The 11,082-nt window shown below is 44.4% G+C and carries 16 protein-coding genes and 2 tRNA genes; all 18 read right to left on the reverse strand.

What is annotated here, in order from left to right; translation table 11 throughout:
- Nucleotides 1-44: 44 nt before the first annotated feature.
- The 18 genes from hpt to COPRO5265_RS04420 all read right to left on the reverse strand — a co-directional run bounded on the left by hpt (nt 45) and on the right by COPRO5265_RS04420 (nt 11,029).
- Complete coding sequence (gene hpt, locus COPRO5265_RS04335; protein WP_012543820.1) at nt 45-593, reverse strand: hypoxanthine phosphoribosyltransferase; 549 nt, start codon at nt 591-593, stop codon at nt 45-47.
- The gene (tilS, locus tag COPRO5265_RS04340) at nt 593-1,537 is read right to left on the reverse strand and encodes a tRNA lysidine(34) synthetase TilS (RefSeq protein ID WP_012544814.1); all 945 of its coding nucleotides are present in this window, start codon (nt 1,535-1,537) and stop codon (nt 593-595) included. The genes hpt and tilS overlap by 1 nt, the downstream gene beginning before the upstream one ends.
- A gap of 24 nt (nt 1,538-1,561) precedes the next feature.
- Nucleotides 1,562-1,636, reverse strand: a tRNA-Met gene (locus COPRO5265_RS04345).
- A 13-nt stretch (nt 1,637-1,649) separates the two neighbouring features.
- A tRNA-Met gene (locus COPRO5265_RS04350) sits at nt 1,650-1,726 on the reverse strand.
- 44 nt (nt 1,727-1,770) lie between these two features.
- On the reverse strand, nt 1,771-1,989 hold the full coding sequence (locus COPRO5265_RS04355; RefSeq protein WP_012543570.1) for a hypothetical protein: 219 nt from the start codon (nt 1,987-1,989) through the stop codon (nt 1,771-1,773).
- Nucleotides 1,970-2,521, reverse strand: coding sequence for a 4Fe-4S dicluster domain-containing protein (locus COPRO5265_RS04360; protein ID WP_012544198.1), 552 nt, complete (start codon nt 2,519-2,521; stop codon nt 1,970-1,972). The genes COPRO5265_RS04355 and COPRO5265_RS04360 overlap by 20 nt, the downstream gene beginning before the upstream one ends.
- 1 nt (nt 2,522) lies before the next feature.
- Nucleotides 2,523-2,996: an NADH-quinone oxidoreductase subunit B family protein gene (locus tag COPRO5265_RS04365; RefSeq protein ID WP_012544189.1), complete on the reverse strand. Its 474-nt coding sequence runs from the start codon at nt 2,994-2,996 to the stop codon at nt 2,523-2,525.
- Between the two features lie 13 nt (nt 2,997-3,009).
- A complete protein-coding gene (locus COPRO5265_RS04370) occupies nt 3,010-3,960 on the reverse strand; it encodes a respiratory chain complex I subunit 1 family protein (protein ID WP_012544863.1) in 951 nt (316 codons plus the stop codon).
- Complete coding sequence (locus COPRO5265_RS04375; protein ID WP_012544061.1) at nt 3,957-7,031, reverse strand: proton-conducting transporter transmembrane domain-containing protein; 3,075 nt, start codon at nt 7,029-7,031, stop codon at nt 3,957-3,959. The genes COPRO5265_RS04370 and COPRO5265_RS04375 overlap by 4 nt, the downstream gene beginning before the upstream one ends.
- The gene (locus COPRO5265_RS04380; protein ID WP_012543670.1) at nt 7,028-7,369 is read right to left on the reverse strand and encodes a sodium:proton antiporter; all 342 of its coding nucleotides are present in this window, start codon (nt 7,367-7,369) and stop codon (nt 7,028-7,030) included. Before COPRO5265_RS04380 ends, COPRO5265_RS04375 begins: the two co-directional genes overlap by 4 nt.
- Complete coding sequence (locus COPRO5265_RS04385) at nt 7,370-7,792, reverse strand: Na(+)/H(+) antiporter subunit B (protein WP_012544584.1); 423 nt, start codon at nt 7,790-7,792, stop codon at nt 7,370-7,372.
- Complete coding sequence (locus COPRO5265_RS04390) at nt 7,789-8,169, reverse strand: hydrogenase (protein ID WP_012543501.1); 381 nt, start codon at nt 8,167-8,169, stop codon at nt 7,789-7,791. Before COPRO5265_RS04390 ends, COPRO5265_RS04385 begins: the two co-directional genes overlap by 4 nt.
- On the reverse strand, nt 8,166-8,417 hold the full coding sequence (locus tag COPRO5265_RS04395; RefSeq protein WP_012544280.1) for a Na(+)/H(+) antiporter subunit B: 252 nt from the start codon (nt 8,415-8,417) through the stop codon (nt 8,166-8,168). The genes COPRO5265_RS04390 and COPRO5265_RS04395 overlap by 4 nt, the downstream gene beginning before the upstream one ends.
- Entirely contained in the window at nt 8,410-8,760 is a 351-nt protein-coding gene (gene mnhG / locus COPRO5265_RS04400) for a monovalent cation/H(+) antiporter subunit G (RefSeq protein WP_012544790.1), read from the reverse strand. The genes COPRO5265_RS04395 and mnhG overlap by 8 nt, the downstream gene beginning before the upstream one ends.
- A 1-nt stretch (nt 8,761) precedes the next feature.
- Nucleotides 8,762-9,016: a monovalent cation/H+ antiporter complex subunit F gene (locus tag COPRO5265_RS04405; protein WP_012544158.1), complete on the reverse strand. Its 255-nt coding sequence runs from the start codon at nt 9,014-9,016 to the stop codon at nt 8,762-8,764.
- Complete coding sequence (locus tag COPRO5265_RS04410) at nt 9,013-9,522, reverse strand: Na+/H+ antiporter subunit E (protein WP_012544205.1); 510 nt, start codon at nt 9,520-9,522, stop codon at nt 9,013-9,015. Before COPRO5265_RS04410 ends, COPRO5265_RS04405 begins: the two co-directional genes overlap by 4 nt.
- 18 nt (nt 9,523-9,540) lie before the next feature.
- Complete coding sequence (locus tag COPRO5265_RS04415; protein WP_012543586.1) at nt 9,541-10,623, reverse strand: hydrogenase large subunit; 1,083 nt, start codon at nt 10,621-10,623, stop codon at nt 9,541-9,543.
- 10 nt (nt 10,624-10,633) lie between these two features.
- Nucleotides 10,634-11,029 (reverse strand): NADH-quinone oxidoreductase subunit C, encoded by a 396-nt coding sequence (locus COPRO5265_RS04420; protein ID WP_012544304.1) that lies wholly within the window; start codon nt 11,027-11,029, stop codon nt 10,634-10,636.
- Between the last annotated feature and the right edge of the window lie 53 nt (nt 11,030-11,082).

Here is an 11,082-nt window from a genome sequence, read left to right on the forward strand (position 1 = left end):
CCCATTTTATCATTGTAGGGTTTATCGAATATACCCACTTGCTTCTATTCATAAACTTCCTTATAGGGAATACCTATAAAAGGAAGATTCCTGTAAAACTCAGCGTAATCCAAACCGTATCCAACCACAAACGCGTTAGGTATTTCAAAACCCACATAGTTCAGATGCACATCTACTATGCGTCTTTCTTTTTTATCCAACAATGTACAAACAGCCAAGCTTGCTGGCTTACGTGCAGACAGCAGTTCCAGTAGATGCTGCATGGTTACTCCAGTATCAACAATGTCCTCCACAATGATCACATGCCGATCTTCAACTGATATATCCAAATCCTTCAGGATCTTGACAATACCGGAGGACTCTGTACCACTGCCATAGCTGGAAACCTGCATAAAATCAACATGGGCAGGGATCTTCACATGCCTGATCAAATCTGAAAGAAAGACAAATGCTCCTTTTAAAATGCCAACAAACAAAGGGTTCTTACCTTCGTAGTCAATGGAAATCTGGTTGGCCAACTCTGCAACTTTCGCTTGTAACTGGTTTTCATTGATGAGTATTCTTTCGATAGTTTCACTGGTACCAAGCTCCATCAAAGCACCTCCACAACAAAAATTTCTTTATTGACCTTTAAAGCAAAATTGCCAAAATCCCTATCGCTGATCTTACTTACGCAGTTCACTGCATCCTCCAAGTGACCGCGGCTTCTTATGTCTCCTTTTAGAGACTTCACCGCCAAGTAAAACAGCACAAGCTGTGCACTGCGCGAGTAAGAAAGAAAAGCTTTACGTCTCAATTTTAGCATTTTAGGTACTCTTTCTACCGTTAATTGATCAAGTAGACATAGACCTTGCTCCTCCACGAATTCTCTAAACACTGACATCGATGTCAAGCTGGAAAAGAGAGTCTTTCTTACATCGTAACCTAGTAATTCTGACCAAAACGGAATGAGCTCAAGCCTAATCTTGTTGCGTTCATAATCAGTGAGTAAATTGGTACTATCTTCTCTAAAGGGAACACCGAAGCGCCTTCTAAACTCTTCTATATCCTCACTAAAGACTGTTAAGAGCGGCTTTGCCCAGGGATCATCGTAAAGCTTAGGACTAGTAGCCCCCATCAAGCCAGCACCGCGCCCAAGCCTTAGAACCATTGTTTCCACAGCATCATCGGCGTGGTGAGCAGTCCAAATCCGGTCAGCCTTCACTTGATCCATAACGTCAAGCAGAAACGCTCTTCTATGGCTTCGCAAGGTATTTTCATCACAAAAACTTTTTGGACTTAAAGAGCCTACTATTACTGGGAATTCAAGGTTTTGTGCACATTGAACCACTAATTTTACATCTTCTAATGCGTCACGCCTAATTCCGTGGTTAAGGGTCGCTACTACCACATTGTTGGGAAGATGGTGTTCAAACCTTTTTGCAAGATGCAATAAAACCATGGAATCTTTTCCACCAGAAACAGCTAGCACAATTCCTTGAGTTCCAACTATCTCGGGGTTACTTTTAAGCGTGCTGATAAAAGTTCTTTCAAGCATAACAAGTATATATTAGCAGTGTTTTGGTGGCGGCGCAGGGAATCGAACCCCGGACACGGCGGGTATGAGCCGCCTGCTCTACCTCTGAGCTACGCCGCCATATAAAAAAACATGGTTGCGGGGGCAGGATTTGAACCTGCGACCTCCGGGTTATGAGCCCGGCGAGCTACCTGGCTGCTCCACCCCGCGACCTCATCATGAATTATAGCAGCGAGCACTTATGTTGTCAAGTGTCAAAAAGGCACATATAACCATTTATGCCTGAAGAAAAGCATAGCGCCATTCTTGTCCAAAGACATGAGACACTTGCCACCATGTCGAAAGAACGCGTTGACCACCGACGCAGATATCTTCTGATGAATCACAATAACGTCTGCGTTCAAATCAGAAGTAATCGTGCCTTCAGAAACTGCTTCATCGAAGTATTTCAACCTAATCTCTGGATATTCCATGGTCCTCCAGATATTTCTGAACTGCAGATTCTATTTCTTCGGGAGTCTTTTCTCTTCTGCACTTGGGGCATACTGATGCTCTGACCAATGTCTCAGGCGTGTATTTCTTGAATTGTCTAATGACCAATGTCCTAGCAGGCCTCAATACCTTCGAACCGCATACTGGACATTCCACATAAGGCACACCACTTTCAATCCTCTCTTGAGTCCGATCAGTGCCCACATAAAGGCCCGTTTTGTCATCACCTGTTAGTGCCGTGGTAGGACAAGCATCAATGCAGTACCAACAGTATATGCACACACCATAGTCAATCTTGTAATGAAAGAACTCCCCTTTTTTATCCTCAATAGTTATTGCTCCCGGTGGGCAGACCCGCTCACACTGACGACAACCAGTGCAATCTTCAGCGTCGTACAACGGCTTCCCGCGCCACTTGGGAGGAACTTTTACAGGCTCTTTTGGAAAAGGTTTTACCACGGGTCCACCAACAAGTGTATCCATGAGTTTTCCGAATATTTCGCCGAAAGGCATCTTACAATACGCCTCCTGTCTCTGTAATCTTTACCACGTCTTTCTGGTAAACTCCTTTGCGTTTTAACTCAAGAACCTCAGCAGCTTTCAATATCCCTACCATGATTCCTTCTGGCTTCGGTGGGCAGCCGAAAACGTAGACATCCACTGGAACCAATGTATCTAGTGGTCCAGCTATGCTGTACCCGCCCCTAAAAACACCGCCTGTAATGCCGCAAACACCTACTACCACGATAGCTTTTGGTTCAGGAACCTGATCGATAACGCGAAGAACGCTTTCTTTTGCTACTGCGGTAACGGGACCAGTAGCTACAATGATGTCAGCGTGCCTTGGACTACCGACTAGTTTCACACCAAAACGTTCTGCGTCATATTTAGGCGTTAAAGCTGCGAGTATTTCTATGTCGCACCCGTTGCAGCTTCCAGTGTTCAGGTGGTATATCCATAAAGATTTTTCTGGTTTAAACACGCTCATGCGATATTCCCTCCTATACCAATGTTAGTAGCAGCAGTAGAAGTGAAGCTAAACCAGGACCCAAGAGGTAGAACTTTGCACCTTGATCGATCCTAAATCGACCACTAACTGCTCTTGGAATGGTGTTAATGATTATGGCAACAAGTAGCGTTCCAAACAGAGTACTGAGCAAGTTGACAAAGACGTTTCCTGAAGCAGGACTAACAAAAACCATCCACAAGAAATAGCTGTATGCTATCAGTTTCATGTGCTTAAGGCCAAACAACACAGCTAAGCGTGGTCCATGAAGTTCAGCACCGTAACCATCCACGATCTCTGTTTCAGCCTCTGGAATGTCAAAAGGTACAGAACCCACAATAGCTGGGCCTAACACCAGTAGAACAAGAAAAGTGCCAAGGAATATGGGGTCCATCAGTAGCGTACCTAGCTGGCTTTTAGCCACTAATAAAGCACTCATGGAGAATATCGACTCCACAGGTAACCCGGTAACAAACACTGCTCTATATCCCAATGCAACTATAAGCAGTATGAAAGGTACTTCATAACTCAAAAGCATGGAGATTTCTCTTGAAGCACCTACTAACGTATAAGGGGATTTTCCTCCAAATCCGATGAGTACATAAACCATGGCCATGAGAGCAAAGGCGTAAGCGAAAATAATCAAGTCACCATTGGTCGATAGGAGTTGGAAATACCCTCCTGCCATGGGAAAAGGCAACACGCTTAGTGCTAACACCGCAGCTACAATTCCCATGACCAGAGCAGCATCCACAACCATGAGGGCACTTCTGCTAGCTACTTTTCCTTTTTTGTAGAACAGTTTCACAAAGTCAGTGATGTTTTGCCAAAAAGGAGGGCCATATCTTCCTTGTAGACGAGCTACAATTTTTCTATCGATACCGCCCACTAAAAGCGCCCATATTGAGAGCAGCAAAATCCACAGCAACCAATACACAACTTTCACATTAACCACCCCCTACCAATAACAAACGCAGCAATGAAGAAGATCACTATGTATGTGGCATAATCGTTTATTACTCCAGTATAAGTAGACCTTACCACATCTGCCATGAAGTCGAAAAATGACGTCAAGTACGTGTAACCAGCTTCTAAAGCATGTGCAGCCGCCTTGGATAACCACAAACCATAAGGATAGAAAAGGTCTTCAAATTGCATGGTGGCACGTTCTGGCTCAAACAACGCACTACCGGTATAAACTTCACCTTCTTGCCTAGCTTTACGGAAAAATGGTACAAGCATGACAATAGTAGCCAACAGTGTTAGTAGCACAATCCAGAAAAATGCACCTGTCCATGAAATTCCAAGTTGAATGAAACTGGTACCGATCAAAGCCAGTGCGCCAACCAAAAGAGAGACGTTTTCTACACCGCGCTTCGTGACTGATGTACTACCGAGCCACAAGATAAACCATTTCGCCGTGTATGCAATACTCAGTATGGTTCCCAGCATGAGCACAGCCGTTAACAAGGGCGAAAACGCGTAAATACTGCTCATGTACACACTCCACTTTGCTAAGAACCCTGAGGTCAAAGGCATAGCGGCCGATGCCAGTGAAGCTACAACTACAGACAAGCTGAGTAAAACTCCTTTGTTGCTCCTTTGGTAGCTGGTACCCAGGAACAGAACAGATTCGAAAAGCGCGTAGGCAACGGCAAAAATAAATGGAGCATAGCTAACGATGGCATTGGAACCTAAACCTGCTCCCTGAAGAGCTTTTGAACTTAAGAAGATAGCAATTATCAAGAAGCCCATGTTTGACAAAGATGAATAAGCCAATATTTCGCGGAGATTCTCCTTGCCCAATGCAATAAGCCCACCATATATAATCTGAACTCCTGCCAGAATGACCACAGGGAACATAAGATAATTCTCCACGCCATACTTAAATGTAACCACCACCGCTCCCAAAGACAGGATTCCGCTAAAGACTGCTCCCACTACTGGAGAGCTTTCGCCATACACCTTTATCATCCAACCGTGGAAACCAAACATACCAAGTTTTATCAATACACCGAGAGTCAATGCCAAGAGCCACCAGTTCTGACCTAAAGCCTGACCTGCCACTGCAAACATAAATGCCAGCCCAGAAGCCATAGCCCAGCCATAGTACGAGGAAGCTAATTCTCTGTTACCTTCTCCTACCACCATCATTAGACCGCTCCAGCTCAGAACCTCCCAAGCTACCAGTGTGCTGAGCAGACTGTTTGACGAAATTAACCAAAGAAGGCTGATAAAACCAAGCAAAGCAGCGTTTATTTGAAAGCTCTTGTTTTTACCCCAACCTGTTCCTGAGAGACATACCATGCTAAGCACGGCTGATCCCACAGCCAAAAGCCCTAAGAGGATCGTAGATGTAACGCTACCTGCACTCAGCCCTAAGAGCTCAGCCGCGTTTTGTGGGAAAACTAGCACAAGCACCGAAATCAGCAAACCTGCATAACCAACAGCGTGCAAACTCAGGTTGGCTAAAATGAACAAGGCAACAATGCATAACCACATCCAACCGTTATTAATGAGCCATTCAGCAACATTAAAAACTGCATGATCAAAACCCATTTGAGTTCCGGCGGTAAAGTTGAGTAATCCCTGAGAGAAATTATCTACAAACGGCGATAAGAACGAAATAGCTACAAGACCAGAAGCAAGCAGAATATAACCAACAGTGCGCCAACTCACGCGATCCCACTTCAGAGGAGAACCGCTAGTGATTGCCAAGTAAGAACCGTAATAGCTAGCTTCCACTATGCTGCCGATGGCTAACACTGCTGCTGCCCAGTAGAACTGTCTTTGAACCAATCCTATGATTATGAACAGTTTTGAGAAAAATGTCAAAAACGGGGGCATGCTTGAAAGACCAAGTACGGCAACCAAATTCGAATAGGCAGTGCTAATCCCACTCAAAGAACCTCCAGCCTTATTCAGATCCCTGTCTGGTACTTTGTCGGTAATCTCGCCACTAAGCAAGAAGGCAAGCGCTTTACTTAGGCCATGGCCAAAAACATGCAGTATACCACCCACAAATCCGATGGGGCTGCCTGAAAAAATGCCTAGTACCATGTAACCGACTTGGGCGGTGGATGAAAACGCCAAAAGCCTTTTTACATCGTGCTGCCTATATGCAGAAAATTCTCCCACAAGTACGGTCAAAGCGGCAATTACCATAAGAAATACCGAAAACTGTTTGGTCGTAGCAATAGCACCAGTGAAGACGATGTACATAAAGCGCACCATGGCCAAAATACCTATCTTAATCACTGCACCTGAAAGTAAAGCGGAAATGGAAGCCGGTGCAGCGGGGTGAGCATCTGGAAGCCAACTGTTAAGAGGCCAGATTGCTCCTTCCACACCAAAACCCACAAAGAGCGAAGCAATCGCCAGCCAAAGGGTGCCCGTAGGCATGGAACCAATCTTGAAAGAGATGTCCCACATGTTCAGCGAACGAGTACCTTGGTAGATCAGTATCAAAGCAAATAGAACAAATGAAGTAGCTACTGAACCAAGAATTAGGTACTTCATGCTCGCTTCCGCAGTTTCTGCAGTCCTGTACGCGTTGACCAAAGCGTAGGCACTAATACTTGCAATTTCTAAGAACACGTACATGTTAAACAAATCATTCGTAAGAGAAACACCCGTGGCTCCCGTCACCATGAGTATGGTAAGTATGATGAACCGCATCTCGTCGTGCACATGAAGATAGGAAAGGTTATATATGAATGCAGCTAAAGCAATAAACCACAACAACATACTCAGACCCGCACCGAAAACATCTATCCAAAGAGCAATTCCCAGCGGGGGTTTAAACCCGGACATAAACACGAAGATGGGTTTATCCATCGCTTTTGGTAACACTACAAGAAGTCCAAATAGTAATTGGAACAATGCAAGACCTACGCCCACAAAGGTCGCAAGAAACTTCCTTTTTCCGAAAAGTAGGTTTATAAAAGGAAGCAAGAAAGCAACTACCAAAGGTATACCAATTAATAAAGCTGCCGGTTGATATGTTTGCCAGGTCATCCTTTCAGCCTCCTCACCTTATTCATGTCAAAGGTGCCAAAATGTTTGTGGATCCAAAGTGCAATACTTAAAGCCATGGCGGTTACTGCAACATCAATGACGATGGACGTAAGCGTTAAAGCGTGTGGAACAGGATCTGCTACTGAGAGTGTTGGTTCTATATCCAAAAAGATGGGAGCTGTGGCACCAATGCCCCAATATCCCAAAGATACAATCATCAAGTTTAAACCTGAAGTTACCACAGACAAACTTATGATGATTTTTATCAGATTCTTTCGGGCCAATATGCCATAAAGCCCAGCTAGGAACACACCAGCCATGAGTAAGAATGCAAGCATTTAAAACTCCCCCTCCTTAGTCTCAGCCATGGCACCGATAACTTCAACGATGCCTCCAAAAACTTTAACGCCAACGAAAAAGTTCATTAAAGCAACTACTCCAGCACTAAGGATCTTACCGGTTATGCCAACACCAAGAAAGTCGCCCATAAAAAAACCGGTCTTCCACAACCCTATGATAGCCGCGCCTGCAAAACCAATACCACCCAAAGCTTCCATGAGAGTGTACTTCTCCAAGTTGAATCTGTGTAACACAACGTCAGCTCCAAAGACGAGGAACACCAACGCTGCCACACCACCTAGAATAACTCCGCCCTGGAAACCTCCTCCCGGACTGAGATGGCCATGTAACACCACATAAGCTCCCAGTGTCATTACTATTGGAGAGATAAACTTTACGATGACTTTTGGTACCATGGTCATTTTTCTTCGCCACCTTTCAAAGCCGTAACCATGTAAACCAGACCAGTTATGGCAACGAACAAGATTGTGGCTTCACCTAATGTATCGTATCCTCTGTAACCAAACACAATGGACGTTACTACGTTGGCTGCATTTACACTGCATTCACCACCGGCAAACTTGCAATCAGGCTTATTACCGGTCTGCTGTGCTATTTCATACTCGGTTATGGTTTTACCAATATTTGGTATGGGCATAAGAGGATCAGGTGTATCCTGCAGCGTAGAATACTCAGAAAGAGGCGTATTGAAAAGGCTGTCGTTGCCGTGCAGCGATAAGAATATGCCGAAAAACAAAAAAGCCACTATGACAAAAGCCAGAAAATCTCTAAATTTCATTCTTCCACCTCCTTGGTTCTTTGCAGAACCACGAAGAAGATAATTGGTACAACAACAACACCCACTGCAGCTTCTGCAATTGCAACGTCGGGAGCATTTAGAAGAAGGAACTCCAAAGCAACAAATGAACCCATAACAGCTTGACCAATGACAGCTCTGACAAGATTCCTCTGCAAAACCGTGAACCAGGCGCTAATTAGTGCCCCTACGAGGTTAATCACGTGGAGCAAAAGGATGCCATTACTCATCTGCTTTAGCCTCCTTTCTGCTCTTCAAATGGTCCGTTACAGATTTCTCCCAAAGTGGAACGCCCGCGTAATAACACGCTCTAGCTAGTACATGAGAAGCAGTGGGGTTTGTAATGAGCATAAAAAGTGAGAGTAGTAATGCCTTCACTCCAAAGCTAGAAAGCAAACCCAAATGAATCTCTCTTAGAAAAACGCCAAGCATTATGCTTATACAGCCGAGTGTTACATTCTTTGTAGAAGTCTGTAACTTGCAGAAGGGATCAGGCATACGAAGTATACCTACTACACCAGCAAAATTGAAAAAAGCACCTATGGCATAAAAAACATAAGCTACATAATCCATGCTATAGCTCCCCCCTTATGTAGCGTGCATAAGCAACTACCATGATAAAGTCCAGTAAGGCCAGTACCAAAGCTATGTCCAGGTAAATACCACGTCGCATTTCCAAGCTCCAAAGAGCTAATACCACCGCAATAATAGGAGAGATTGTCGACATCGCAACAATACGATCCATGTCCTGGGGCCCTATTACAACCCTGTACAGAAGAACCACAGACAAAATGATAAGGAATAACATGAGCAGTAATTCAACACTCATGGGAAAAGCCTCCTCGCAAACGGGGCGGCAAAACCATAGATGATTTCCGCACCCTTTTTAGGATCCTCCGTATCAACGTGGATCCAGTGGATGTACATTTTCTTCTCGTCTTTATCTATATCAACTGTTATGGTACCTGGGGTCAATGTTATGGAATTAGCTACCAGCGTATATGCCTCGTCTGATGGGAAGTCCGCTTCTATTTCCACTATGCCAGGATAAATAGGCAACCTTGGATTCAACGTCCGTAGAGCCAAGTCAATATTGGCTTTTACCATTTCTTTTAAGAGCACAAAGAAATAAACTATGAGCGTTGGCCAATTTAACGGGTTCAACACATTCAAGAATTTCGTATCTAACCAAAGGTCGTATGTGAAAAGCGTAACCACAAACGTTAATATGAGCCCGAAGATTAATTCTTGAGCATCTAATGACCAAGTAAACAACAGCCAAAAGACCATGCTAAGAAACCATACGCCCGCGAAAGTCTTAGCTTTATTATTCACATGCCATCACCTACCCATCTATCGATCCATGCAACTCATGCAAGGATCAATGTGACCAACTATAACAGGAGCGTCAGCCAAGTTAGATCCACGCATCATGTGCTCAGAAGCAGGCAAGTTAATCAAAGTAGGTGTTCTGATCTTTAGCCTACCTGGCTTGTCAGTTCCATCAGTGATCAGATGGTAAGCTAATTCACCTCGTGGAGCCTCTACACGGCCAATGACATCATTGGGTTCAATCTTCAAAACCGGCTTCGGATTCTTTATTTGCCCTGCAGGCATCTTGTCCAAAACCTGTCTGATGATTTTAATGGATTCTAATACCTCGAGAACCCTAACAAACGTACGTGACCAAACATCACCGTCATCTAATACTACTAGGTCAAAATCCAACAATGGATAAACAGCATATGGCGCGGTTTTTCTCAAATCCTCTCTAATGCCTGAACCTCGAGCGGTGGGACCAACCACGCCTAGCAAATGAGCTTCCTTCCTACTCACAATACCCACATTTTTTGTCCTAGCTAATATGCTCGCATCTTTGCTCCACGTGTCCTTAAGCTTGAGCCCAAGGTCTTCAAGGGTTTCTAGAGCAGCCTTTATTTGACTAGAAATACTCTCATCGACATCACGCCTTACACCACCCAAAGTGTTTATTGCGTAGTTAACACGATTACCTGACAACAGCTCCAGCATGTCCATCACAGCTTCTCTTCCAGACCACGTGAACATGAACAGCGTATCAAACCCCATCTTGTGAGCCATTGCTCCCAAGTACATTAAGTGGCTGTGTATCCTCTCGAGCTCAGCTGTTAAAACACGAATGTATTCGGCTCTTTCCGGAACTTCCAAGCCCGCCGCCTTCTCTACCGCCAGACAGTATGCCCAGCTGTGATGAAAAGAGCAAATACCGCAGGTTCTCTCCACTAAGCCTAGATCGCGAATAAAAGTTCTTTTGGTAGCGCTTTTCTCAATGGCTCTGTGAATGAAACCAATCTTGATTTCAGCATCGACCACCATTTCTCCCTCGAGCTGAAGTTCGATGTATTCCCCTTCCTCGAAGGCCGGATGATAGGGTCCCAAAGGAAATTTATAGCCCATTATGCACCTCCTAAAAGTCTAGATAGATTCCGCGCTTAGCATCATCCGGGATGATTAGCCTTTTTGGACGCGGATGGTTGGAGAACTTGATGTCAAACAAATCCATAATCTCTCTTTCTGCCCAATCAGCAGCTGGTAGTAAAGGTGTTATAGAAGGAACAGTTTTGTCTTCAGGTACCGGCAGTTTCAGCGAACACACCCAATTCCCATAGGAAAAATGATATTGCATAAATAGGCGATCTTCCTCAGGATATGCAGTTATGGTGATAAAGCGCAATACATCTTTGAAATCTGTGATGAACTCTAAAAGCTTAAGTACGTCCACATCTACTATTTCTCTTTCACCTTCTCCGTTCAAACCGTAACGTTGTAACTTAGATTGTTCTACACCAGGTAACAAACTCACACCCCCTCACTTTTTGGAAAGCATTTTTTACCGTCCGCTGTATCACTTCTTCT

The organism is Coprothermobacter proteolyticus DSM 5265, from assembly GCF_000020945.1.
Lineage (GTDB): Bacteria > Coprothermobacterota > Coprothermobacteria > Coprothermobacterales > Coprothermobacteraceae > Coprothermobacter > Coprothermobacter proteolyticus.